Source organism: Bradyrhizobium sp. CCBAU 051011 (assembly GCF_009930815.1).
In the GTDB taxonomy this organism is placed as follows: domain Bacteria; phylum Pseudomonadota; class Alphaproteobacteria; order Rhizobiales; family Xanthobacteraceae; genus Bradyrhizobium.
This window is the reverse complement of record NZ_CP022222.1, coordinates 786,199-809,646: the sequence shown is the minus strand read 5'-3', so window position 1 is coordinate 809,646 and position 23,448 is coordinate 786,199. Positions and strand designations below refer to the sequence as shown.

Below are 23,448 nucleotides of genomic sequence, written 5' to 3'. Positions count from 1 at the left end.
CCCCACCCGGATCGCATCATTTGATGCGATCCGATCTCCCCCGCGAGCGGGACAGGTGAAGAGAGTCCGTGGCGGCTTCGAGCCATCATTTCTCTTTCACCGGCTGGCGGTTTTCCTCGGCCGCCCGATCTCCTTGTGTAGCGCCTCGAGCTCCTTGCGCGCGGCGCTGGCGGCATTGCGTTCGATCTTGCGGTAGCGCGCAATCAACGACGTGCCGAACGGCGTCAGTACCGCGCCGCCTCCGTTCTTGCCGCCGGTTTGCCGTTCGACCGCAGCCTGCCGGCAGATCCGGTTGATTTCGTCGACCAGGTCCCAGGCGCGCTTGTAGGACATATCCATCGCGCGGCCAGCGGCCGAGATCGAGCCGCAGGCCGCGATGCTCTCCAACAACTGAATCTTGCCGGGTCCGATGCGTGCCTCGTCAGCCAGGTCGATCCGGACGCTCAGCGAAGGCAGCGATCTGGCGTTCGTTTTCGGCATGGGCGACTTGCTCTCTTGCATCGCGTGGCGAGATTGCCACCGGAGCCTTTTACGAACAAGCTGAAGCGGTTACATATCCGTATCAACACGGGGGTTCTGGAATAGACATGAAGTATCCATCGCTGTTTTCGCCGCTCAAGGTCGGTCCCTATCAGCTCCAGCATCGTCTCGCGCTGGCACCGTTGACGCGGATGCGGGCAGCCAAGCCCTCGCTGGCGCCGCGGCCATTGAATGCGGAGTATTACGCGCAGCGCGCGACGCCGGGCGGATTGCTGATCGCCGAAGCTTCGCCCGTGATGGCGACGGGCTTCGGCAGCCCCGGCGTGCCCGGCATCTATACGGAAGCTCAGATCGCCGGCTGGCGCGAGGTGGTCGATGCGGTTCACGCCAAGGGCGGCGTAATTTTCTTGCAGCTCTGGCATGTCGGGCGGGTCTCGCATTCCTCGTTCCAGCCTGGTGGCGTGCTGCCGGTCGCGCCTTCGGCGGTACCGATCGCGGACCTGAAAACAGGCACGGCTGATGGCAAGGCTGTCCCCTACGAGACGCCGCGCGCGCTCGAGACGTCGGAAATTCCCGGCGTGATCGACGCCTATCGCCAGGCCGCAAAGAACGCGCTTGCCGCCGGCTTCGACGGTGTCGAGGTACATGGCGCCAACGGCTATCTGATCGAGCAGTTTCTGCAATCGCACACCAACCTGCGCACCGATCAATATGGCGGTTCGATTCCGAACCGCGTGCGCTTCCTGATGGAGGTGACGCAGGCCGTGGTTGAGGTCTGGGGCGCCGACCGCGTCGGCGTGCGGCTGTCGCCCTATGGTGTTGCCAATGGCAGCGGCGAGCCGGACCCGATGCCGCTCTACACCTATGCGGTCGAGCAGCTCAATCCGCTTGGGCTGGCGTATCTGCATTTCATCGAGCCGCGCTCCTCCGGCGCCGGCCGCGCCGAGGTCAACCACCAGAACGTGCCGTCGGCGATGGTGCTGTTCCGCCCGATCTGGAAGGGCGTGCTGGTCACCGCCGGCGGCTTTACCGGCGAGACTGCCGATGCAGCAATCAGGGATGGCCATGCCGATGCGGTCGCCTTCGGCCGCATCTTCATCTCCAATCCGGACCTGCCGCGCCGCCTGCAGCGCGGCTTCCCGCTGACGCCTTATAACCGCGCCACCTTCTACGGCGGCGACGTGGCGGGTTATACGGACTATCCGGAGCACGATGAGCTGGAGCAGGCGTGAGGCTCCTGCCGCTCGCGCGAGCGGAACGAGTAGGAGCTTGTCATTCCGGGGCGATGCAAAGCATCGAACCCGGAATCTCGAGATTCCGGGTCTGGTGCTAACGCACCATCCCGGAATGACGGCGCCTCTCGTCGCTTCGCTCCTTGCAATGACGGGAAGAGGCAACACAACATGTTTCCGGAAGAGGAATTAGAGCAAAAGAAAACCAAGGCTGTCGCACTCGGCAAACCGGCCGCCGGCCAATGCCTGTGCGGCAAGGTCGCCTTCGAGATCGACGTGCCGGCGCGCTGGGCCTGGCACGATCATTCGCCGTCGAGCCGTCGCGCGCACGGCGCGGCGTACGCGACCTATGTCGGGAGCTGGCGCAAGCGTTTTCGGATCACCAGGGGCAAGACCAGCCTCGCGCGCTACGAAGACGAGGCCACCAAGACCGTACGCAGTTTCTGCTCCAATTGCGGCACGCCGATTGCCTATGAACGCCCGCGCTCGCCCCACATGGTCAACATTCCCCGCGCGCTGTTCTCGGGTCGCACCGGTCGCCAGCCGCTCCATCACATCGCCATCGAAGAATTGCAGGAATGGGCCTATACGGGCGAGCCGCTGGTGCCGCTGAAGGGATATCCCGGCGTCGTCTGGCAGCGCTCGAAAAAGAAGAAGCGCGCGGAGCGTGAGGGGATGGTCTAGGGCAGGATGGGATTAGGTTGGGTCATGACGACGGACCATCTCCTGCCTCGGACGCAAGCGGCCTGAGTGCGGCGAGCCTGGGGCCCATTCTACTTTGCATGGGGTTGTTTTCGCGATTTTGTGGCTGGGCCCTGCGGTGTACCGCCGAAGAGTATTTGCGCCGCGTCCGGGACGCGAGAGTGCACGCGCAGAGCAGCCATGAACCTCGTTCCATTGCGCGCGCCGATGAAGTTTGGTCATCTGCCTCCGTCCCGCACGTCAAGGAAGCGGCGGGCGGGAGGAAAAATGAAGAACAAGATCACCGGGCGTTCGGCATTCCTTGCACTGTTGAAGGACGAAGGCGTCACGCATCTGTTCGGCAATCCCGGCACCACCGAATTGCCGATCATGCACGCGCTGAAGGATCACCCCGACCTAACCTATGTGATGGCGATGCAGGAAAGCCTGGTCGTCGCCATGGCCGACGGTTTCAGCCGCGCCTCGGGCAAGCTCGTCGCCTGCAACGTCCATGTCGCGCCCGGCCTCGGCAACGCCATGGGCTCGCTCTACAACGCCAGCTTTACCGGCACGCCCCTGATCCTCACCGCCGGCCAGCAGGAGCAGGGCCACGGCCTGACCGAGCCGGTGCTCTATGGCCCGCTGGTGCAGATGGCACAGCCCCTGGTGAAATGGGCGGTGGAAGTGACCCGGCTGGAGGATCTGCCAAGGATCGTGCGCCGCGCGGCCAAGATCGCGACCACGCCGCCGACGGGACCGGTGTTCATCTCGCTGCCGGGCGACATCCTCAATTCCGAGGCCGGCATCGAGCTCGGCCGCTCAACCCGCGTCGACACAAGTGTCAAGCCGTCGGAGGAGGCGTTGCAGGCGCTGGCCGCGCGTATTCTCAAGGCAGAGCGGCCCGTGATCATCGTCGGCGACGAGATCGTCAAGAGCGATGCATTGCGGGAGGCCGCCGAGCTGGCGGAAACGCTGGGCTGTCCGGCGTATCAGTCGTCGACGCCCTATGGCGCGCATTTCCTGTCCGAAAGTCCGTGCTTCATGGGCGCGATCGCGCGCATCCAGAAGATCGCCCGCGAGACGCTGGCGCCCTACGATCTCCTCATTGCGCTCGGCGGCGATCCCCTGCGGATGTCTGTCTACAGCGAGACCGATCCGCTGCCGGACGGGCTGTCCATCGTGCAGGTTGGGTTGGTCGACAACGACCTTGCCAGGAATTACGGCGCAGACATTGCGGTGAAGGCTGATGTGAAGGAAACCCTGCGCGCGCTTGTGCCGGCGCTGCAGGCCGCCGGCGGCGGCGGGCTGCAGGCGCGCGCGAAGCGAGGACTCGACGCGCTCGCATCAAAGAACTGGACGGCGCGGCGCAAGCCGCTGGTCGAACAGATCTCGAAACATGCCAACACCTCGCCGATCGATCCGGACTGGCTGGCGCTGCAGGTTGTCGAGGCGATGCCTGATAGCGCGATCCTTGTCGATGAAGGCCTGACATCGTCGCGTCAAATAATCGCGCTGCGCCCGCATCGTGATCGCTATGGCTATCACGCGCTGGCCTCCGGCGGCATCGGCTGGGGCTTGCCGGCGTCCGTCGGCGTCAGCCTCGCCAATCCGCAGCGGCCTGTCGTGTGTTACTCCGGCGACGGCAGCTCGATGTATTCGATCCAGTCGCTGTGGACGGCGGCGAACCACAAGCTGCCGCTGACGTTCGTGATCGTCAACAATGGCGGCTACCGCATCATCAAGCAGCGGCTGCTCGCCTTCCATGGCGACGATCATTACGTCGGCATGGATTTTGTCGATCCACCGGTGGATTTTACGGGTGTGGCGAAATCGCTGGGGTTGGAAGCGACGAAGGTGACCGATCCCGGTGAGTTGAAGTCGGTGTTGTCGTCCGCCTTCAGCCGCCCCGGCGCGAAGCTGATCGAGGTGGTGGTGAGTAATTCGGTGAATTGATTACCCCCGTCATTGCGAGGAGCAACGCGACGAAGCAATCCATTTCTCTTCTTGCGGCGCGATGGATTGCTTCGCTTCGCTCGCAATGACGGCGGGACTAGTGTTGCGCTACTCAGCCGCTTTCGCCCGCCCATGCGGCCGATACCTTGCCGCCGGGTGCTGCTCCGTCAGCCGCGCCCGGCCGTTGCCGAACAACTTCTCCCGCAACGTCCCCTCCGCGTACGCCGTCTTGTACCGCCCGCGCCGGGTCAGCTCCGGCACCAGCATGTCGGCGATATCCTCGAAATCGCCGGGTGAAGTGGCGAACGCGACGTTGAGGCCATCGACATCGGTCTGCTCGAACCAGGCTTCGATATCGTCGGCGACCTTCTCGGGCGTGCCGACCACGACGGGGCCGGCACCGCCGATGCCGACATGCTCGACGACTTCGCGCACGGTCCAGACCCTGTCAGGATCGGCGCGCGTTACGTTATCAAGCGCGGTGCGGCCGGCATCGTTCTGCACATGGCGCACCTGCTGCTCAAGGTCGTAATTCGAGAAATCGACGCCCATCCAGCCCGACATGAGCGCGAGCGCGCCCTCAGGAGCGATGTGCTTGCGGTAGTCGGCGTATTTCGCCTTTGCCTCGGCCTCGGTGCGGCCGAGAATGATCGTCATCATCGAGAACATCAGGATTTCAGCCGGGTTGCGCCCGATCTCCTTGGCGAGCGCCCGGATCGCCGCTACCCGCGGGCCGATGATCTTGGCCGACGGTCCCGACATGAACACGCATTCGGCGTGCTGGGCCGCGAATTGCCGGCCGCGCGGCGAGGTGCCGGCCTGATACAGCACCGGCGTTCGCTGCGGCGACGGCTCGCTCAGGTGAATAGCGTTGAGACGGTAGTTCGTTCCCTCATGCTGGATGCGATGCACTTTCGACGGATCGGCAAAGATACCGCGCGCGCGGTCGCGTAGCACGGCGTCGTCCTCCCAACTTCCTTCCCACAGCTTGTAGACCACCTCCATATATTCATCCGCGATCTCGTAGCGGTCGTCATGCGCGGTCTGCTTGTCCTTGCCTGCGCCGCGGGCGGCGCTGTCGAGATAACCGGTCACCACGTTCCAGCCGACGCGACCTTCGGTGAGGTGATCGAGCGTCGACATGCGCCGCGCGAACGGGTAGGGCGGCTCGAAGGAGAGATTGCTGGTGACCCCGAAGCCGAGATTTTGCGTCACCGCCGCCATTGCCGGGATCAGCATCAAGGGTTCGTTGGCCGGGGTCTGCGCGGCATTGCGCAGCGCAGCGTCCGGGCTATTGCCGAATACGTCGTAAACGCCGAGCACGTCGGCGAGAAACAGCCCGTCGAACCGCCCGCGCTCCAGCACCTTTGCCAGATCGAGCCAGTAGGGCAGACGGTTGTAGCCGAGGGTGCGGTCGCGCGGATGGGTCCAGAGCCCCGGCGATTGATGCGCCACGCAGTTCATGGCGAAGGCGTTGAGCCGGATTTGCTTTGTCATGACGCGAACCTCGAAGCGCGCAGAGTTCCCGCGCGCATCCGCCCGGTTAATCGCCGGGCTGTTGCCTGAAATTGTTGCATCCCCGCTGTGTTTGGCAAGGCCCATTCGGCACGCCCCACCACTTCCAGCGGGCGGGTTATCCCGATAGGTTGCGGCCCAACACGGCAACGAACAAAGGAAGAAAATATGGCTGATAGAGCCGACGCGGTTGCGCGGGCACGCGAGTATCTCCATTCCGGCGCGTTTCTCGCCGAACTCGGGCGCAGGGTCGGCTATCGGACCGAAAGCCAGAACCCCGGCCGCGAGGACGCGTTGCGCGCCTATCTCGTCGAGGACCTTCAGCCTGCCTTTGCCGCGCTCGATTTCTCCACCCGCCTGATCGAATCGCCGACTGGCAGGGGACCATATCTGCTGGCGGATTATCGCGAGGATGCCTCCTTGCCGACCGTGCTCACCTATGGCCATGGCGATGTCGTCGACGGCATGGAGGGCGAGTGGCGCGACAATCTCGATCCCTGGAAGACCACGACCAAAGGCGAACGCGTCTATGGCCGCGGCACCGCCGACAACAAGGGCCAACACAGCATCAATCTCGCGGCCTTGCGCGCCGTGCGCGAGATCCGCGGCGGCAAGCTCGGCTTCAACGCCAAATTCATCATCGAAACCGGCGAGGAGATCGGCTCGCCCGATCTGCGGCAGGTCTGCGAAGCCCATCGCGAGGAACTGAAGGCCGATCTGTTCCTGGCGTCCGATGGGCCGCGCCTGTCAGCGGAGCGGCCGACCATCTTCCTAGGCTGCCGCGGCGGCAACCGCATCCATCTTGATGTCAATCTGCGCGAAGGCGGAAACCATTCCGGCAATTGGGGTGGGGTGCTCGCCAATCCCGCGACGATCCTTTGCAACGCCATCGCAAGCCTCGTCGACGGCAAGGGACGGATGAAGCTCGACGCGCTGAAGCCGCCGCGGATCTCGAACGCCGTCCGCGCGGCGCTCGCGGACGTGAAGATCGAGCCGACCGCGGACGAGCCGGCGCTGGCGCCCGACTGGGGCGAGGAGGGACTAACGCCGGCCGAGCGGCTGTTCGCCTGGAATACGCTGGAAGTGCTGGCGATGTCGTCAGGCAGTATCGAGAAGCCGGCCAACGCCATTCCCGGGCGCGCCAATGCCGTGCTGCAGCTTCGCTTCGTCGTCGGCACCAGATATGAAGAGGTCGTCGACGCCGTGCGCACGCATCTGCATGCCAACGGCTTTTCGATGGTGGAGGTCAGCGGTACGCAGCGCTTCGCCGCCTCGCGCACCGATGTCGACAGTCCCTGGGTAAACTGGACGGCGGAATCAATTCTCAAGACCACCGGCAAGGCACCGGCGATCCTGCCGAATTTCGGCGGCTCGCTGCCCAACGACGTGTTTGCCGAGGGACTAGGGCTGCCGACGATCTGGGTGCCGCACTCCTACCCCGGCTGCTCGCAACATGCGCCGGACGAACACATTCTTCTGCCGGTGACCGAGGAAGCGCTCGCCATCATGGCGGGACTGTTCTGGGATCTCGGCGAGAAGAAGCGGGCATTCTAGCTGCGGCTCACACCCCTTCATCCAGCGCGACCATCTCGCGCTTCTTGCGCAGCGCGGGCAGCAGCGGCGCGATAAGCAGCACCAAGGCGAACAACAGGCAGGCGGCCGAGATCGGCCGCTGCACGAAGGTCATGAGATCGCCTTGCGATAGGATCAGCGATTTGCGCAAATTGTTTTCCAGCATCGGCCCCAGCACAAAGGCCAGCACCAACGGCGCCGGCTCGTAGCCGAGCTTGCGCATGAAATAGCCGATCACGCCGAATGCAATCATCACATAGACGTCGAACACGTTGTTGCTGGAGCAATAGACGCCGATGATGGTGAACAGGATGATCAGGGGAAACAGGACGTTGTAGGGCAGCTTGAGAAGCTGCACCCACATGCCGATCATCGGCAGATTGAGCACCAGCAGCATCAGGTTGCCGATATACATGCTGGCGACAATGCCCCAGAACAGGCCAGGGTTTTGCGTGATCATCAGCGGGCCGGGCTGCAGCCCATGAACGACGAAGGCGCCCAGCAACAGCGCCATCACCACGTTCGGCGGAATGCCTAATGTCATCAGCGGAATGAAGGCGCCGCCGGCTGCGGCGTTATTGGCTGCTTCGGGTCCCGCCACGCCCTCGATCGCGCCGTTGCCGAAGCGCTCCGGTGTCTTGGACAGCCGCTTCTCAAGCGCATAGGACGCGAACGACGAGATCACCGCGCCGCCGCCAGGCAGGATGCCGAGGAAAAATCCAAGGATCGTTCCGCGCGACATCGGGCCGGCACTGGCTTTCCAGTCTGCCCTGCTTGGCAGCAGGTGCGTGATCTTCGTGTTGATGATGTCGCGCTTGATGACCTGCTCGGTGTTGAGCAGCACTTCCGCGATTCCGAACAGGCCCATCACCACGGGAACGAGGCCGATGCCGTCGATCAGTTCCACCCGGCCGAAAGTCAGACGCGGCTGGGCGGTAATGCTGTCGAGCCCGACCACGCCAAGCACGACGCCGATGCACGCCATCAGTAGCGCTTTCGCCATCGAGCCCTGGGTCAGGAAGGTGAGAACCACGAGGCCGAGCACCATCAGGCTGAAATATTCCGCCGGTCCGAAAGCGATCGCGACGCTGGCGAGCTTGGGCGCCACCAGCATCAACGCGATCAGCGCGAAGGTGCCGGCGACGAACGAGCCGAATGCGGAGATGCCGAGCGCCGGCCCGGCGCGGCCCTGCTTGGCCATCTGGTGGCCATCGATACAGGTGACGACGGAAGCGGCTTCGCCGGGAATGTTGACCAGGATCGAGGTAGTCGAGCCGCCATACATCGAGCCGTAGTAGATGCCGGCCATCATGATGATGCCGGATTCCGGCGTGCCCGAGAGCGTGATCGGCAGCAGCAGCGACATCGCCGAGATCGGGCCGATGCCGGGCAGCACGCCGACCAGTGTGCCGATGAACACACCGATGAAGCAGTAGATCAGGTTGACGGGTTGCAGGGCGACGCCGAAGCCATGGGCGACATTGATGAGTGTGTCCATGGTGCGATCAGCCGATTTCGAAGATGCCCGAAGGCAGTTGGATCAGGAGCAGGCGCTTGAGGATCCACCACATGCCGAGCGGAACCAGCACTGCAATTGGAACGGCCAGCGGCCAGCGGACCGGATCGACCACGCGCAACAGCAGCAACATCAGCGGAATGGAGGTCAAAAGAAAGCCGAGCGGGTTGAGGGCGAAGGAAAAAGCGATGAGGCAGACGATCACCAGCAGCGGCTTGGTCCAGCGCGTGTTCACCCAGCGCGAGCCAAAGGTCGGTCCACCCTCGGTCAATGCGGCGATGATGATCGAGGTGGCGAACAGGCACATCAGGATGCCGGTATAGAACAGCACGAACCCGGAGCCGGGGTCGTTGATAGTGCCGAGCTTGAGCTTCAGCCCGGACCAGATCACGAAGCCGCCGAGCGCAAGCCCGATCAGCCCGCCCCACAGTTCGGAATTGTTGAGGCGGAATTTGACGTCGTTGCCGTTACTCATGCGCTTCTCTCAGCCGTCCCCCGGACACTGCGCAGCACCATCAGCGCGTTTTACGCGCGTCTTGACGCGCTATGGTGGTGCGCTGCAGAGCCGGGGCCCAATGTGTTTGCAGGCGTAGTGTTTGCGGGCGCCGTGGGTCCCGGCTGTGCGAAGCAGCGCTTGCGCGCTGCATCGCGCCCCGGGACACGGCGGTTCAGTTCGTCTTCTTAGCCAGACCGAGCTTGTCGACCACCTTGCGCTCTGACTCCGTAACCTCGACGACGAACTTCTTGTAGTCCTCGGTGTTCTTGTAGTTCGGCACCATGTCGAATTTCGCCAGCGTGGCGATTACGGCCGGATCATCCAGCGCCTTCTTGAAGGCGTCGTGCAGCTTGGCGACGATCTTCGGGTCCATGCCCTTCGGTCCGGCGATGCCGAACGGAGAATCATAGACCATGGGATAGCCGAGTTCCTTCAGCGTCGGCACGTCGGGATAATTCGGTGAGCGCGCCGAGGTCCACACCATCAGAAGCCGCAGCTTGCCGGCGTCGACCAGCGGTCGCCATCCCGTCGAATCCGCCTGCAGCATGGTGTGCTGTCCGAGCACCGCGGCATTGGTTTCCGCGCCGCCCTTGAATGGCACCTGGGTGAGCTTGACGCCGGCCATGGTCGCGATCTGCTCCATGCCGATATGCAGCGATGTGCCGGCGCCCGGCGTCGCATAGGTCACCTTGCCGGGATTCTGCTTGGCGTAATCGACGACGTCCTTCCAGGTCTTGAACGGCGACTCGGCGCTGGTGGTGACGCCGAACGTGTAGCCGGTGAGGTGGACGATATAGGTGAAGTCCTTGTCCGGATTCCAGGACACTTCCTGCATCAAGGGCAGGCGGAATACGGTGATCGGAATCTGCGCGATGGTGTAGCCGTCGGGCTTGGCGCCTGCCGCCATGGTGGCGGGGCCGACGGTGCCGCTGCCGCCGGCCTTGTTGTCGATGGCGATCGGCTGTCCGAGCACCTTGGAAGCGCTTTCGGCGATGGCCCGCATCGAGAGGTCGGTCGAGCCGCCTGCCGGCCATGGGACGATCAGGGTGATCGGCTTGGTGGGATACTCCTGCGCGCCGGCGGCTGCTGAAATCAGCATGCCGACGGCAACAACGGCGATCGTCAGACGGCCATATCGAAACATATGCAACACTCCCCTGCGGCTTCCCTTGATACCGGAGCCGCTTGTTTCTTTCCCGGGCGCGATCTTCCCTGAAATTGCCCTGGAAGAAAAGCTTGTTGACCGCGGCGGCTGAGGCCGTCCGCGCCGCAGCAGGCTGGAAATGATGTATGCGACAAATGGTCTGCCGCCGCATCCCGGATTACGGAATTAGATCGCCACTGCACCGTGGGATGTTGGGGCAAGCTCTGGCGCGGACCGACCGGTCGGTTCCGCTGGTTCGCAACCTGCGTCCGTCAGGCGGCGCGGCGCAGGGCGAACGCCCCGGCCGCGGTGACCGAGCGCTTGCACTCAATCATGTCAGCTGTCAGCCGCGCGCTGCCGCATGCCAGCGTCCAGCCGAGCATGCCATGGCCTGAATTGATGAAGAGGCCGTCGAGCGGCGACCAGCCGATGATCGGGCGGCTGTCCGGCGTCATCGGACGAAGCCCGCACCAGGGCTCGACGTCACCGGCCGTGTCGATACCAAGCAGCTCGGTGGATGCGCGGCGCAGCACGCCGACGCGCCCTGCATCGATCGTGGTGCCGCGTTCAAGATCGGCGATGCCGGCAACCCTGATGGCGGGGCGGCGATCGCGCGCGAGCGGGGCGAATACCAGCTTGCGCTCCATATCCGTGACGCTGTGTCGGAGCGCAAGCGCCTCCGGCGCCGGTGAAAGGGTGATGCTGTAGCCTTTGAGCGGATAGATCGGCAGATAGAATCCGCACGCTTTCGCAAATGCCGCCGATGCCGCGCCCATGCACAAAACGAAATAATCCGCCTGCACATGGCCCTGGTTCGTGTCGATGGCCACCAGCCGGCCGCAGGATCGAACCGGCCCGCGAACTTCCGTACCGAGTACCCATTCGACGTTGCGTTGCCGTTTCAGTTGGAGCGTGAGGCCTGCACAAAACGCCGCGCAATCCCCGACCTGTTCGGAGGCCGTGAAGATTCCGCCCGCGAGTTCGCCGGCATCAAGTCTGAGCGCAGGCTCGAGCGAAAGGCATTCCGCCGGCGTCAATGCCTGTTGGCCATCCTCGCCGGCATTCGCGGTGATCGCGCGCCGCGCTGCCTCGAATTCACCCTGGCGTCGGAACAAGACGAGCTTGCCGGCGGTCCGCAATCCGAACGAGAGCATCAGGCTTTGCGTCAACCGCGCCAGCTCGCTCCGGCTCAAGGCGGCGAGCGCGAGCTGCGCTGCAATGGTCTCGCGCACGGCTGCGGGCCGGCAGGCGAGCAAGAAGCGCAGGCCCCAGGAAATCAACGCGGGATCGAGCCCGGCGCGGATGCGCATCGGCGAATCCGACGACAGCAGCAGCGATGGGAGCTTCTTCAGGGTTGCCGGCGACGCCAGCGGCGCCACGAACGCGTAAGAGAGCTGGGCGCCATTGGCGGCGCTGGCATCTTTCGCGGTGGAAGCATGCCGGTCGACGATGATGACGTCATGCCCGGCCTCGGCAAGGCACCATGCGGTCGTCAGTCCGATGACGCCGGCGCCCAGTACACAGATTTTCATCTCTAGGTCTCATCCAAGGTGATCGTCCGATCAGAACGCGAGAACCGATCGGGCGAAGGGTTGTCACCCGCCAGGTTTAAGCCGTCCGAACGCCACCATCGATGCCAAGTCTGCATGATGCAAAATTTGCATAACCTGTCGGTGGCGTGGCAGGATAAAAGGCGAGGACATTGGAGGCGGATGCGGAACGGCTGAGATGAGCGGGCAAGGAATCAGGGAAATTGCCGCCGAGACGGTGGCGAGGCGGGGCGATGCAAAGCTTGCATTGGTCATGCCGCATCCCGATCCGCTACGTTTGCCGGCATGGGGCATCACATTTCCTATTCTGAACCAGCGCCGGTTGGTGGCCGCTTCGATGCGTTGCCCCAAGGCGGCCATCATGGCGGTGGCGCGGCGATCGCCTGCAAAGCGGGGAGGGTGATGGAGCTTCGCTGGCTGCAGGATTTTCTGATGGTGGCCGAGACCGGCAATTTCACTCGCGCCGCCGAGAAGCGGAACACGTCGCAGGCCGCCTTCAGCCGCCGCATCAAGTCGCTCGAAGCCTGGCTCGGCTTCGACCTGATCGACCGCAGCGTCTACCCGACGCAGCTCACGCCGCAAGGCGAGCGCTTTCGCGAACATGCCGGCGAGTTGCTGCGACAGATGCTCGACAGCCGTATCGAGCTTGGCGGCAAGCCGCTTCACCGCAACGAGCATATCCGCATCGCGCTGCCGTTTGCGATGGCCACAGCGCGGCTGCCGCAATGGTGGCAGGCCTGGTCACAGGAGCGGCGGCTGAGCTGTTCGGTGGTCGTGGGCAACATCCATGATCTCGTCACCTCGCTGGTATCAGACAATGTGGACCTGATGATCTGCTACCATCACGCGCAGCAGCCGATCCATCTCGACCCGGATCGCTACGAACGTGTGCTCCTCGGCACAGAGTTCCTGCGCCCCTATGCCAGCGAAGCGCTGGTGGCGAAGGGCGGCGCGTCGCTGCCTGGGCGAGCGTCACATCCGGTGCCGCTTCTGATGTATTCGCCCGGCGTCTATTTCGCCCGGCTGGTCGATCTCATCCTGGAGAATGCCCCCATTACCGGCGTCCGGGTCATCGAAAGCGATATGTCGGACGTTCTGTGCGGGATGGCGCTCAGCGGACGAGGCGTGGCTTGGTTAACGGAGGGCACGGTGGCGGCTTCGGGCCGGAAGCGGCTGACCCCGATCGGCGGCGACAAATGGGCCTTGCCTTTATCCTTAGTCGCATTTCGCGATCGGACGAATAGCCAGCGGCCGCTAAATCTGTTTTGGTCCGAATTGTGCAGGTATAGTGCCGGGCACGCCGGGGGCGGTATTGCCAGGACAGGTTCGAGACCGCCGGCCAAACGGCCCGGCAAGTTGAGTTAGGGTGGATGAGCAATCATCTGAAACCTTTAGAGGGAGAAGTTACGTGAAACACCGTCAGATTATCGGCTGTCTGCTCGCGGGTGCGTTGTGCACCACCCCGGCAATGGCCCAGGAACTCACCGGGACGCTGAAGAACATCAAGGATACCGGCGCCATCACACTCGGCTTCCGCGACTCGTCGATTCCGTTCTCCTATCTCGACGACAACCAGAAGCCGATCGGCTACGCCATGGACATCTGCTACAAGATCGTCGATGCCGTGAAGAAGGAGCTCAAGCTCGACAAGCTCGAGGTCAAGCTCAATCCGGTGACGTCGTCGACCCGCATTCCGCTGCTCGCCAACGGCACGATCGATCTCGAATGCGGCTCGACCACCAACAATGCCGAGCGCCAGAAGCAGATTTCCTACACCAACACCCACTTCCTGACTGCCAGCCGCTACGTCACCAAGAAGGCGAGCAAGATCAATTCGATCGACGACCTCAAGGGCAAGTCGGTGGTTTCCACCGCCGGCACCACCAACATCAAGCAGCTCACCGAGGCCAACGCCGCGCGCAGCCTCAACGTCAACATCATCCCGGCCAAGGATCACGCCGAGGCATTCCTGATGGTCGAGACCGACCGCGCGGTGGCCTTCGTGATGGACGACATCCTGCTGGCAAGCCTGGTTGCCGGCTCGAAAGCGCCGGATGATTACGTGATCTCCAAGGACGCGTTCTCCAAGCCGGAGCCTTACGGCATCATGCTGCGCAAGGACGATCCGGCCTTCAAAAAGGTGGTCGATGCCGCGACCGCCGCGCTCTACACGGGCGGTGAGGCGCAGAAGATCTACGACAAGTGGTTCACGCAGAAGATTCCGCCGAAGGGGCTGAACCTCAACGTTCCGATCAGCTCCGAACTGAAGAACGAGTTTGCCAAGCCGTCGGACTCGCCGGATCCGGATTCGTATAAGTAAACGTTCCCGCGCTCATGCAATGGCCCGGCCATTGCATGAGCGTACTCCTGTGGGACGAATGGCGGACGGTGGGGACCCGTGAACTATAACTGGAACTGGCATATCTTTTTCGAGCAGAACCCGACCGGGGCCGGCACCTATCTCGATATGCTGGTCGCGGGACTGCTGCTGACCATCAAGACGGCGCTGCTGGCCTGGGTCATTGCGCTGATCTTCGGCACGATTGTCGGCATCTTGCGCTCGCTGCCGTCGAAGACGGCATCCTGGATCGGCTTTGGCTACGTCGAATTCTTCCGCAACATGCCGCTATTGGTGCAGCTGTTCCTCTGGTTCTTCGTGCTGCCGGAACTGCTGCCGCGCGCCGCAGGGCTGTGGATGAAGCAGCTCCCCAACGCGCCGTTCTGGACGGCAGCGATCGGGGTCGGCCTGTTCATGTCGGCGCGCGTCGCCGTGCAACTCGCCGCAGGGATCGCCTCGCTGCCGCGCGGGCAGAAGCAGGCGGCAACGGCGCTAGGGCTGACGACTGGGCAAGGCTATCGCTACGTGCTCCTGCCGATCGCGTTCCGCATCATCCTGCCGCCGCTCACGTCCGAATTCCTCAACACCATCAAGAATACCTCGGTCGCGATCACCATCGGCCTGATCGAACTGACCGGCCAGGCGCGGGCGATGCAGGAATTCTCGTTCCAGGTATTCGAGGCCTTCACCGCCGCGACCGTGATGTATCTCGCGATCAACATCATCGTCGTCACCGGTATGCGCTTCCTCGAACGCAGCCTGGCGATCCCCGGCTACATCACGGGGAAATGACGATGTTCGGCAATCTCGATTTCGACGTCATCCGCCGCTCGCTGCCCTACCTGTTTCTCGACGGCATGAGCTTTACGCTGATGCTGACCGGGCTGTCGGCGCTGGGCGGGCTGGTGTTCGGCACGCTGATCGCGCTGATGCGGCTATCCAGCTACAGACTGCTCGGCCGTATCGCCGGGCTCTATGTCGACTTCATGCGCTCGCTGCCGCTGGTGCTGGTGATCTTCTGGTTCTACTTTCTGGTGCCCTATATCGGTCAGTGGCTGACGGGCGCGTCGCGGCCGATCCGCGTCGGCGCGTTCACCTCGTCGCTGGTCACCTTCATCATGTTCGAGGCGGCGTATTTCTCCGAGATCATGCGCGCCGGCATCCAGTCCATCTCCAAAGGACAGCCGGCGGCGGCAAGCGCGCTCGGCCTCACTTACAGCCAGTCCATGCGCTACATCGTGCTGCCGCAGGCGTTCCGGAACATGCTGCCGGTGCTGCTCACGCAGACCATCGTGCTGTTCCAGGACACTTCGCTGGTCTATGTGCTGTCGATCCCGGACTTCCTCGGCGCCGCCAGCAAGGTGGCGCAACGCGACGGCCGGCTGGTCGAGATGTACCTGTTTGCTGCCGCGGTCTATTTCGCGATTTCCTGTGTCGCGTCCTGGGGCGTCCGGCGCCTGCAGGCACGCATTGCTATTGTTCGGTGACGAGCATGATCCGGAAAAGTGGAAGCCGGTTTTCCTCGGGACAAACGCGAAGCGTTTGCCCGGAGATCATGCTCAAAAGGATAGGTTCATGATCGAAATCAGCCACGTCAATAAATGGTACGGGCCGAACTTCCAGGTGCTGAAGGATTGCACCACCAGCGTCGCCAAGGGCGAGGTGGTGGTGGTCTGCGGCCCGTCGGGCTCGGGCAAGTCGACGCTGATCAAATGCGTCAACGCGCTGGAGCCGTTTCAGGAAGGCCAGATCATCCTCGACGGAATCAAGGTCAACGATCCCAAGACCGATCTGCCGAAACTGCGCGCCCGCGTCGGCATGGTGTTCCAGCACTTTGAATTGTTTCCGCATCTGCGCATCATCGAAAACCTGTGCCTGGCGCAGGAAAAGGTGCTGGGCCGCTCGCATGATGAGGCCGTTGCCAAGGGCGACAAGCTGCTGGAGCGCGTCGGGTTGACCGTGCATGCGAACAAATATCCGGCTGAACTGTCCGGCGGCCAGCAGCAGCGCGTGGCGATTGCCCGGGCACTCGCCATGGATCCGATCGCGATGCTGTTCGACGAGCCAACCTCGGCGCTTGATCCGGAAATGATCAGCGAAGTGCTCGACGTCATGGTCGATCTCGCCCATGAGGGCATGACCATGATGGTCGTCACCCACGAAATGGGCTTTGCCAGCAAGGTCGCGCATCGCGTGATCTTCATGGACAAGGGCGAGATCGTCGAGGATGCGCAGAAGACCGATTTCTTCGGCAGTCCGCGCAGCGAACGTGCGCAGAAGTTCTTGTCGAAGATTCTGTCGCATTAGGGCGTAATCGTCATTCCGGGGCGATGCGCAGCATCGAACCCGGAATCTCGAGATTCCGGGTTCGCCTCTTCGAGGCGCCCCGGAATGACGGCGTGAAGACTTGGCCGTCAACAATTTGCATATAGGAATGCCGTCACCGGCATCGCTATCGCCAGGAGACTCTACTTTGGAACAGATCGCTTACGTCAACGGCTCCTTCGTCCCCCTGTCAGAGGCGAAGGTCTCGATCCTCGACCGCGGATTCCTGTTTGCCGATGGCATTTATGAAGTCGCGGCCGTGCTCGACGGCAAGCTGATCGACAACGCCTCGCACCTGGCGCGGCTGGAGCGCTCGGTCGGCGAGATCGAGCTGGCGCTCCCCGAGACCACGGCGCGCATCCAGGAGATCCAGCAGGAGTTGGTCAAGCGCAACAATCTCGTCAACGGCATGGTCTATCTCGAAGTGACGCGCGGCGCCGACACCGGGCGCGATTTTGCGTTTCCCAAAGGCGTCAAGCCGACGCTGATCATGTTCACCTCAACGAAGGACATCGTCAACGCTCCCTCGGCCAAGACCGGCATCAGCGTGATCACGGTACCCGACCTGCGTTGGACCCGCCGCGACATCAAGAGCGTGGCGCTGCTGGCACAGGTGCTGGCCAAGCAGGCGGCGGCTGCGGCCGGCGCCGGCGAGGCCTGGATGATCGAGGACGGCAAGGTGACCGAGGGCGGCTCATCCTCGTGCTTCATCCTCACGCAGGACGACGTGATCGTGACGCGGCAGAACGGCAGCGAAATCCTGCCCGGCTGCACCCGCAAGGCCGTGGTAGCGCTTGCCGAAGAGCGCCAGCTTCGCGTCGAGGAGCGTGCATTTTCGGTCGAGGAGGCGCTGGCCGCCAAGGAAGCTTTCATTACCAGCGCCAGCCTGTTCGTGCAGGCGGTGGTGTCGATCGACGGCAAGAAGGTCGCCGACGGCAAGCCCGGCCCGATGACCAATCGGCTCCGCGAGATCTATGTCGAGTTCGCCAAGGCGACGGCGGTTTAGCTCCGCCTACGTCGTCGCCCGCCTTGTGCGCAATTGCGCACAGGGGCGGGTGACGCAGTATTCCAAAGGCGGCGTGCTTGAGCCGAGAGGCCGCGGCGTACTGGATGCCCCCGCATTCGCGGGGCATGACAGCGGGGGATGTGGAGCGTGCGACCTCACTTCTTCCCGAACGTCGTCAGTTGCGCGCCGTCATCGGCGACGAAAATCGCGAGCAGGCTTGCCGGCTCTGTCGTGCTGGCATTCTCGCTCACCAGATGCTCGCTGCCGGGAGGCTCGAAGAAGGCCTCGCCGGCCTTGTACACCCTGGCCGGTCCGGTTGCCGAATTCTCCGAGCGGATGCTGCCCGTCAGCACATAGGCCATCACGCTGCCGGCGTGATGATGACTGGCCGACTTGCCGCCGGGCGCGTAGTTCACCAATACGGTGGTCAGGCTTTTGCCGGGGACGTTCGGCAGCTTTTCCGAACGCACGGGCGTCACCTTGTCGCCCTCGGCATGCGCGGCCGGCATGGGGCCCGTGACCAGCGCGAGCAGGGCGATTGCCGCCATGCCGCAAATCGATCGTTTCATGCGATTCTCCCTTGTTTCACGCCACCGCTGCCTTCGCCTTCACCGGGTGAACCGCGCGGAAGGAGATCGCGATCCTGTTCCAGGCGTTGATGGCCCCGATCAGCATGGTGAGATTGACCATCTCCGCTTCCGAGAAATGGGCGCGGAGCTCTTCGTAGAGATCGTCAGGGGCGTGTGTCTCGGCGATCAGCGTCACCGCGTCGGTCCACGCCAGCGCGGCGCGTTCGCGGTCGGTATAGAGCGGCGACTCATGCCAGGCGCTCAGCAAATAGAGCCGCTGTTCGGTCTCGCCGAGCTTGCGGGCATCCTGGGTGTGCATGTTGATGCAATAGGCGCAGCCGTTGATCTGCGAGGCGCGCGTCTTCACCAATTCGATCAGCGACTTTTCGAGCCCTGAGGCGACGATCTGGGTTTCCACCGCGACGAGCGCTTTGATGGTATCGGGCGCGGCCTGGTAGTAGTTCATCCGGGGCTTCATGCTCGTGCTCCTCTCTGGACACTTTCAATTTGAACGATTGCCCAAGTCTATCCCGATCGGAACGATAGTCACGATCTGGATCGATCCTGTCGGATACAATAAAGTGATCTGAAGAAAACCAGGGGAGGCGACGGATGTTTGCGCGCGAGCGGGTGTCGGCGGGAAGCCGTGCGATGCTACTGACTGCGGTCGATCGATGCCGCTTCGTCTTCCTGTTCGCGCTCGCTGCACTATTGCTGTTTCTGCTCGGCCACGCCGCTCTCGCCGCCTATCCCGAGCGTGTCATCAAGATCATCGTGCCGTTTGCGCCGGGCGGCGGCACCGACGCCATCGCGCGCGTGCTGGCCCAGGAGATGGCAAAGGATCTCGGCGGCAGCATCATCATCGAGAACAAGCCGGGCGCTGGCACCATCATCGGGGCGCAGGCGGTCGGTTCCGCCGAAGCCGACGGCTACACGCTGCTGATGGGATCATTTGCCCATGCGGTCAACCCGAGCCTGTACGCCAAACTGCCCTTCGATCCGGACAAGGACTTTGCGCCGGTCGCGTTCATCGCGCGTTCGCCCAACATCGTCGTCGTCAACCCGAAGTCGTCGTTTCGTTCCATCGCCGATCTGATCGCGGCGGCGAAAGCCGAGCCCGACAAGATCTCCTACGGCACGTTCGGCACCGGTACCTCGGCGCACCTCGCGGGCGAAATGTTCAAGCGTATGGCCGGTGTCAACATGACGATGGTGCCCTACAAGGGCTCCGCGCCGGCGATCACCGATCTGATCGGCGGGCAGACCCAGGTGATGTTCACGACGGTGGCAAGCGCCGCGTCCCTGATCGAGGGCGGCCAGTTGCGCGCGCTGGCGGTGACGACTGCAGAACGCTCGCCCGCCTTCCCGCAATTGCCGACGATCGCCGAGACCGGTCTTGCCGGCTTTGAAGCGGAAACCTGGTACGGCCTGTTTGCGCCGGCGAAAACGCCGCCTGATATCATCGACCGTCTCAACAGGTCGGCGGCGAAAGCCGTTCAGCCCGACGCTTTTAAAAAACTCAGCGTCAACGAGGGTCTCGTTATGATCGCTGCGCCGCCGGAGGAGTTCGGCCGCTATTACCGCAGCGAGGTGGAGCGCTGGCGCAAGGTGATCGAGCAAGCCGGCATCAAGGCCGAGTAGGGCTGCGCGAAGCCGGTTCCCCCGGCCGCGGTTCCCGGCTAGGATGGCCTTCATGTATGTGAGCGCTTCCGAGAGCCGGGTGCTGGCGCGCATCTTCGGGCTGTTGTCCGAGGACCTCAGCGAGCGCGACGTGCGCGAGGCCGTCGGCCATCACCTAGTGGATTTGCTGGAAGCCGATCACTACGCCTCCTTCGTCTGGCAGGATGCGACCGGCCGTTTCGAGAAGGCCGTGTACCTGAACATGGACCCGGCCAACATCGCCGCCTACGACCGCTACTACCAGCATCACGACCCGATCACGTTAAAGCTGCAGGCACGCCGCGAGGCGACGCTGGTCACGCAGGTGATGCCGCAGCGCGACCTGATGCGGACCGAGTTTTTCAACGACTTTCTCGCCCGCGATGGGCTGCATTGGGGTGTCAACGCCTATAGTTTCGTTGGCGGCCGCAACATCGGCGACGTCAGGATCTGGCGCGGCCGGCGGCGCGACAATTTCGACGGCCATACGCTGGAGCTGTTGCGATTGATCGAGCCGGCCTTCACCGGTGCGCTGGTCCGCGCCGCAGGCGGGGCTGCTGCCATTGCGGTGAACGGCTCGCCGATCCTGAAACTCTCAGTGCGCGAATTCGAGATCGCGCGAATGATATCAGACGATCTCAGTGACAAGGAAATCGCGCACCGCCTGCAGGTCGAGGTATCGACGATACGTACCCATATCGAGCGCATCTTCGCCAAGCTCGGCGTCCGCCGCCGCAGCGGCGTCGCCAGCCTGTTTGCACGGCATTAGGGCAGGGCCCATCCTACTTTGCATGGGGTTGTTTTCGAGATTTTGAGTCTGGGCCCCGTGGTGCCGTGCCCAGCTAGCGCGACGGCGGCGGTAGCCGGCCGAACAGCTTCTCCATCGCCATGCCGACCGCCAGCAACTTGCGATCGCTCCCCGCGGGACCATCGAGTTCGAGACCGATCGGCAGCCTGCTCGATGCACCCAGCGCGATCGGAAGCTGGATGCCGGGAATGCCGGCATTGCTGCCGGGATCGGTGTTCTGGATGAACAGCAGGAAATTGGCGAGGCTCGACGAGTCAGGATTTGAAGCAATCGCCACCTTCGGCACCGTCGGGAAGGCAATGGCATCGAGCTTGTTCTTCGCAAACGTATCGCGATAGAGCGCCTGCAGCGCAGGCCGGGCGGTTTTCATGGCGGCGTCATAAGCGGGTTTGGCCTCAGTGACCGTATTGTTCGGTCCCGGCAGCTTGCGCGGAATCACCAGCCCGTCATAGGTGCCCTTCACGTCGGGGCTTGCGATCTCCTTGGCGAGGTTCTCGATGCTGACGCCAGAGCCGCTCTTCTTGAGATAGGCGACCATGTCGTCATAGGCCTCGTACAGCGCAAGCGGAAATCCGACCTGGCCGTTGAGCTCCGCAAGTTTCGGCATTTCGATATCGACCACCGTCACGCCGCTCGCCTTGAGTTTTTCCAGCGCGGCCTTGAATGCGGCCTCGGTGTCGCCATCCAGATTGGCCAGCATTGATTTGTCGACGCCGAGGCGCACCTGCTTCAGCTCGGCGGGCGCGATCGCGCCGCCGCCGGCGATGACGCGATCGAGAATCGCCACGTCGGTCAGCGTCGAAGCCATCGGGCCGGCGGTGTCGCGGGTATGTGAAATCGGCGCGATGCCGGCTTGCGGATAGCGGCCGACCGTCGGACGCAGCGAGGCGCAACCGTTCAGCGCGCAGGGAACCCTGACCGACCCGCCGGTGTCGGTGCCGAGACCGGCCGTGACGATCCGCGCGCCGACCGCGGCGCCCGTTCCCGAGGACGAGCCGCCAGCAATCTTTGTCGCGTCATAGGCATTGCGCACGCCGGGCTCCGGGCCGGTCTTAAAGCCTCCATTGTAGCCGGAGATGCCGAAGGCGAGCTCATGCATGTTGGTCTTGCCGATGATGATAGCGCCTGCCGCGCGCAGTTTTGCGGCCACCGGCGCATCTTTCTTCGGCACGAACTTTTTCAGCGCCGGCGTTCCGGCCGTGCTCGGAAGACCGGCCACCTCGATATTGTCCTTGATGACGATGGGCACGCCGCCGAGCGGCTTGCATGAACCTTTCTTGCGGCCGGCGTCGAAGGCCTCCGCCGCTTTCATCGCGCCGGCCTCGTCGAGCGTGATGAAGGCGTTGAGATCGGCGTTTGTCTTGGCGCGAGCCAGTGCCGCCGCGGTCAGCGCCTTGCTGGTGATCTTGCCGGCGCAGAGATCGGCTGCGGCCTGGGTGGCGGTGAGTTGATCCAGATCGATCGCCTGTTGGGCTGCCGCTGGGGACGCCGCGGCGAGGACAAGGCTCGTAAGGGCCGAGCCGAGCAGGGTGGAGCTGCGAGCCATGATGATCCTCCGTAAGATAGATACTCGTCCGGACGAACCTTATCTTCTGCTGGTTCCGGCGCCTGTCCTCATTTCTGAGGACGCCGGTCGCTCCCATAGCTCCTTAGGGGGAGAGAAGAGCGAACGCCGGTTCTCTTCACGTCATTGCGAGCGAAGCGAAGCAATCCACGTCTCGGCGCGGGGATAGATGGATTGCTTCGCGGCGCTCGCAATGACGGATGGACATAGTTTCACAGTCTCGCGGGATGAGGGTGGGAGACCTCAAATCTTCTCCTTCACAAACCTGTTTCGCAATGTCCCGATCCCGGTGATGTCGATCTCGACCACGTCGCCGTCCCTGAGGTCGGGCGAGGTACCGTCGGTTCCCATCCAGATCACGTCGCCCGCCGACAGCGTGAAATATTTGGAGAGTTCGACCAGGAACGGCACGACCCCAAAAATCATGTCGTTGGTGCGGAAGCGGCCGGTCTCCTTGCCGTTGACGCGGATCGCCGTCTCCATTTTGTCGAGGTCGACATCGGTCTCGATCCACGGGCCCATCGGCTTGAAAGTGTCGGCGTTCTTGGAACGCCACAGGCTGCGGTCGGCCTTCTGCCAGGTGCGCTCGCTGACATCGTTGCCGATGGTGTAGCCGAACACGCAATCCATCGCATTGGCTTCGGTGAGGTGCTTTGCTTTCTTGCCGATGACGACCACCAGTTCGCCCTCGTAGTGAATCTTCTCGGTCGCTCTCGCCGGGATCACCACCTCCTCGTCATGCGCGATCAGCGCATTCTGCGCGCGATAGCCGATCTCGGGCCGATCAGGAACGTTCGGCACCGTGCCGGCCTTGTCGGCGGCTTCCTTCAGGTGCTTGAGGTAGTTCAGCCCGACGCAATAGAAGGTGCGGGGGATCAGCGGCAACTCGATCTTCACGTCTTTCAGCGCATGAGATTGCGTCCCGCGCTGCCACTCGCCGAACGGATCTCCGTTGACAGCGATCACCTTGCCGTTCTCCAGGATGCCCCAGGATGTCTTGCCGGCGGCGGTGAATTTCAGCCAACGCATCGCTCTTCCTT

At 63.3% G+C, this 23,448-nt stretch carries 22 protein-coding genes; 12 read left to right on the top strand and 10 right to left on the bottom strand.

Annotated features, from left to right (window positions below; translation table 11 throughout):
* Positions 1-96: 96 nt before the first annotated feature.
* Complete coding sequence (locus ACH79_RS03930) at positions 97-480, bottom strand: winged helix-turn-helix domain-containing protein (RefSeq protein WP_161849852.1); 384 nt, start codon at positions 478-480, stop codon at positions 97-99.
* 107 nt (positions 481-587) lie between these two features.
* Here ACH79_RS03930 and ACH79_RS03925 point away from each other — a divergent pair, with 107 nt between their 5' ends.
* The 3 genes from ACH79_RS03925 to ACH79_RS03915 all read left to right on the top strand — a co-directional run bounded on the left by ACH79_RS03925 (position 588) and on the right by ACH79_RS03915 (position 4,346).
* Positions 588-1,712, top strand: coding sequence for an alkene reductase (locus ACH79_RS03925; protein WP_161849851.1), 1,125 nt, complete (start codon positions 588-590; stop codon positions 1,710-1,712).
* 171 nt (positions 1,713-1,883) lie between these two features.
* Positions 1,884-2,396 carry a GFA family protein gene (locus ACH79_RS03920; RefSeq protein WP_246738415.1) on the top strand — a complete coding sequence of 171 codons (513 nt, stop codon included), beginning with the start codon at positions 1,884-1,886 and terminating at the stop codon, positions 2,394-2,396.
* Positions 2,397-2,681: 285 nt separating this feature from the next.
* Positions 2,682-4,346 carry a thiamine pyrophosphate-binding protein gene (locus ACH79_RS03915; RefSeq protein ID WP_161849850.1) on the top strand — a complete coding sequence of 555 codons (1,665 nt, stop codon included), beginning with the start codon at positions 2,682-2,684 and terminating at the stop codon, positions 4,344-4,346.
* A 108-nt stretch (positions 4,347-4,454) separates the two neighbouring features.
* On the opposite strand, the gene ACH79_RS03910 is transcribed toward ACH79_RS03915, so the two are convergent.
* On the bottom strand, positions 4,455-5,843 hold the full coding sequence (locus ACH79_RS03910; RefSeq protein ID WP_161849849.1) for an LLM class flavin-dependent oxidoreductase: 1,389 nt from the start codon (positions 5,841-5,843) through the stop codon (positions 4,455-4,457).
* Between the two features lie 186 nt (positions 5,844-6,029).
* On the opposite strand from ACH79_RS03910, the gene ACH79_RS03905 reads away from it, so the two are divergent.
* The gene (locus tag ACH79_RS03905; RefSeq protein WP_161849848.1) at positions 6,030-7,415 is read left to right on the top strand and encodes a M20 family metallopeptidase; all 1,386 of its coding nucleotides are present in this window, start codon (positions 6,030-6,032) and stop codon (positions 7,413-7,415) included.
* Between the two features lie 7 nt (positions 7,416-7,422).
* On the opposite strand, the gene ACH79_RS03900 is transcribed toward ACH79_RS03905, so the two are convergent.
* The 4 genes from ACH79_RS03900 to ACH79_RS03885 all read right to left on the bottom strand — a co-directional run bounded on the left by ACH79_RS03900 (position 7,423) and on the right by ACH79_RS03885 (position 12,121).
* Complete coding sequence (locus ACH79_RS03900) at positions 7,423-8,931, bottom strand: tripartite tricarboxylate transporter permease (protein WP_161849847.1); 1,509 nt, start codon at positions 8,929-8,931, stop codon at positions 7,423-7,425.
* Between the two features lie 7 nt (positions 8,932-8,938).
* On the bottom strand, positions 8,939-9,424 hold the full coding sequence (locus tag ACH79_RS03895) for a tripartite tricarboxylate transporter TctB family protein (protein WP_161849846.1): 486 nt from the start codon (positions 9,422-9,424) through the stop codon (positions 8,939-8,941).
* Between the two features lie 193 nt (positions 9,425-9,617).
* Positions 9,618-10,589 (bottom strand): tripartite tricarboxylate transporter substrate binding protein, encoded by a 972-nt coding sequence (locus ACH79_RS03890; protein WP_161849845.1) that lies wholly within the window; start codon positions 10,587-10,589, stop codon positions 9,618-9,620.
* Between the two features lie 272 nt (positions 10,590-10,861).
* The gene (locus ACH79_RS03885; RefSeq protein WP_161849844.1) at positions 10,862-12,121 is read right to left on the bottom strand and encodes an FAD-dependent oxidoreductase; all 1,260 of its coding nucleotides are present in this window, start codon (positions 12,119-12,121) and stop codon (positions 10,862-10,864) included.
* Positions 12,122-12,541: 420 nt separating this feature from the next.
* On the opposite strand from ACH79_RS03885, the gene ACH79_RS03880 reads away from it, so the two are divergent.
* The 6 genes from ACH79_RS03880 (at position 12,542) to ACH79_RS03855 (ending at position 17,808) form a co-directional block, all read left to right on the top strand.
* Positions 12,542-13,504, top strand: a complete 963-nt coding sequence (locus tag ACH79_RS03880) for a LysR family transcriptional regulator (protein ID WP_161849843.1) — start codon at positions 12,542-12,544, stop codon at positions 13,502-13,504.
* Between the two features lie 103 nt (positions 13,505-13,607).
* Complete coding sequence (locus tag ACH79_RS03875) at positions 13,608-14,459, top strand: amino acid ABC transporter substrate-binding protein (protein WP_246738634.1); 852 nt, start codon at positions 13,608-13,610, stop codon at positions 14,457-14,459.
* A 78-nt stretch (positions 14,460-14,537) separates the two neighbouring features.
* Positions 14,538-15,269 carry an amino acid ABC transporter permease gene (locus tag ACH79_RS03870; RefSeq protein ID WP_161849841.1) on the top strand — a complete coding sequence of 244 codons (732 nt, stop codon included), beginning with the start codon at positions 14,538-14,540 and terminating at the stop codon, positions 15,267-15,269.
* Positions 15,270-15,271: 2 nt separating this feature from the next.
* Positions 15,272-15,964 (top strand): amino acid ABC transporter permease, encoded by a 693-nt coding sequence (locus tag ACH79_RS03865; RefSeq protein ID WP_161849840.1) that lies wholly within the window; start codon positions 15,272-15,274, stop codon positions 15,962-15,964.
* Positions 15,965-16,052: 88 nt separating this feature from the next.
* On the top strand, positions 16,053-16,784 hold the full coding sequence (locus tag ACH79_RS03860; protein WP_161849839.1) for an amino acid ABC transporter ATP-binding protein: 732 nt from the start codon (positions 16,053-16,055) through the stop codon (positions 16,782-16,784).
* Positions 16,785-16,950: 166 nt separating this feature from the next.
* Positions 16,951-17,808, top strand: a complete 858-nt coding sequence (locus tag ACH79_RS03855) for a D-amino-acid transaminase (protein WP_161849838.1) — start codon at positions 16,951-16,953, stop codon at positions 17,806-17,808.
* 155 nt (positions 17,809-17,963) lie between these two features.
* On the opposite strand, the gene ACH79_RS03850 is transcribed toward ACH79_RS03855, so the two are convergent.
* On the bottom strand, positions 17,964-18,377 hold the full coding sequence (locus ACH79_RS03850; protein WP_161849837.1) for a cupin domain-containing protein: 414 nt from the start codon (positions 18,375-18,377) through the stop codon (positions 17,964-17,966).
* Between the two features lie 16 nt (positions 18,378-18,393).
* The gene (locus ACH79_RS03845) at positions 18,394-18,855 is read right to left on the bottom strand and encodes a carboxymuconolactone decarboxylase family protein (protein WP_161849836.1); all 462 of its coding nucleotides are present in this window, start codon (positions 18,853-18,855) and stop codon (positions 18,394-18,396) included.
* A 173-nt stretch (positions 18,856-19,028) separates the two neighbouring features.
* Here ACH79_RS03845 and ACH79_RS03840 point away from each other — a divergent pair, with 173 nt between their 5' ends.
* Complete coding sequence (locus ACH79_RS03840; RefSeq protein WP_246738414.1) at positions 19,029-20,018, top strand: tripartite tricarboxylate transporter substrate binding protein; 990 nt, start codon at positions 19,029-19,031, stop codon at positions 20,016-20,018.
* Positions 20,019-20,070: 52 nt separating this feature from the next.
* Positions 20,071-20,805 carry a LuxR C-terminal-related transcriptional regulator gene (locus ACH79_RS03835; RefSeq protein ID WP_161849834.1) on the top strand — a complete coding sequence of 245 codons (735 nt, stop codon included), beginning with the start codon at positions 20,071-20,073 and terminating at the stop codon, positions 20,803-20,805.
* 73 nt (positions 20,806-20,878) lie between these two features.
* On the opposite strand, the gene iaaH is transcribed toward ACH79_RS03835, so the two are convergent.
* Together iaaH and ACH79_RS03825 are read right to left on the bottom strand one after the other, a co-directional pair.
* Positions 20,879-22,306, bottom strand: coding sequence for an indoleacetamide hydrolase (gene iaaH, locus ACH79_RS03830; protein ID WP_161856197.1), 1,428 nt, complete (start codon positions 22,304-22,306; stop codon positions 20,879-20,881).
* Positions 22,307-22,651: 345 nt separating this feature from the next.
* The gene (locus tag ACH79_RS03825) at positions 22,652-23,437 is read right to left on the bottom strand and encodes a fumarylacetoacetate hydrolase family protein (protein ID WP_161849833.1); all 786 of its coding nucleotides are present in this window, start codon (positions 23,435-23,437) and stop codon (positions 22,652-22,654) included.
* Positions 23,438-23,448 lie beyond the last annotated feature (11 nt).

Coding starts and splice junctions, on each gene's coding strand:
- ACH79_RS03865 (WP_161849840.1), top strand. CDS start 15,272: ATGTTCGGCAATCTCGATTTCGACGTCATCCGCCGCTCGCTGCCCTAC.
- ACH79_RS03880 (WP_161849843.1), top strand. CDS start 12,542: ATGGAGCTTCGCTGGCTGCAGGATTTTCTGATGGTGGCCGAGACCGGC.
- ACH79_RS03900 (WP_161849847.1), bottom strand. CDS start 8,931: ATGGACACACTCATCAATGTCGCCCATGGCTTCGGCGTCGCCCTGCAA.
- ACH79_RS03925 (WP_161849851.1), top strand. CDS start 588: ATGAAGTATCCATCGCTGTTTTCGCCGCTCAAGGTCGGTCCCTATCAG.
- ACH79_RS03895 (WP_161849846.1), bottom strand. CDS start 9,424: ATGAGTAACGGCAACGACGTCAAATTCCGCCTCAACAATTCCGAACTG.
- ACH79_RS03915 (WP_161849850.1), top strand. CDS start 2,682: ATGAAGAACAAGATCACCGGGCGTTCGGCATTCCTTGCACTGTTGAAG.
- ACH79_RS03860 (WP_161849839.1), top strand. CDS start 16,053: ATGATCGAAATCAGCCACGTCAATAAATGGTACGGGCCGAACTTCCAG.
- ACH79_RS03825 (WP_161849833.1), bottom strand. CDS start 23,437: ATGCGTTGGCTGAAATTCACCGCCGCCGGCAAGACATCCTGGGGCATC.
- ACH79_RS03930 (WP_161849852.1), bottom strand. CDS start 480: ATGCCGAAAACGAACGCCAGATCGCTGCCTTCGCTGAGCGTCCGGATC.
- ACH79_RS03885 (WP_161849844.1), bottom strand. CDS start 12,121: ATGAAAATCTGTGTACTGGGCGCCGGCGTCATCGGACTGACGACCGCA.
- ACH79_RS03845 (WP_161849836.1), bottom strand. CDS start 18,855: ATGAAGCCCCGGATGAACTACTACCAGGCCGCGCCCGATACCATCAAA.
- ACH79_RS03905 (WP_161849848.1), top strand. CDS start 6,030: ATGGCTGATAGAGCCGACGCGGTTGCGCGGGCACGCGAGTATCTCCAT.
- ACH79_RS03890 (WP_161849845.1), bottom strand. CDS start 10,589: ATGTTTCGATATGGCCGTCTGACGATCGCCGTTGTTGCCGTCGGCATG.
- ACH79_RS03850 (WP_161849837.1), bottom strand. CDS start 18,377: ATGAAACGATCGATTTGCGGCATGGCGGCAATCGCCCTGCTCGCGCTG.
- ACH79_RS03910 (WP_161849849.1), bottom strand. CDS start 5,843: ATGACAAAGCAAATCCGGCTCAACGCCTTCGCCATGAACTGCGTGGCG.
- ACH79_RS03840 (WP_246738414.1), top strand. CDS start 19,029: ATGCTACTGACTGCGGTCGATCGATGCCGCTTCGTCTTCCTGTTCGCG.
- ACH79_RS03835 (WP_161849834.1), top strand. CDS start 20,071: ATGTATGTGAGCGCTTCCGAGAGCCGGGTGCTGGCGCGCATCTTCGGG.
- ACH79_RS03875 (WP_246738634.1), top strand. CDS start 13,608: ATGGCCCAGGAACTCACCGGGACGCTGAAGAACATCAAGGATACCGGC.
- ACH79_RS03920 (WP_246738415.1), top strand. CDS start 1,884: ATGTTTCCGGAAGAGGAATTAGAGCAAAAGAAAACCAAGGCTGTCGCA.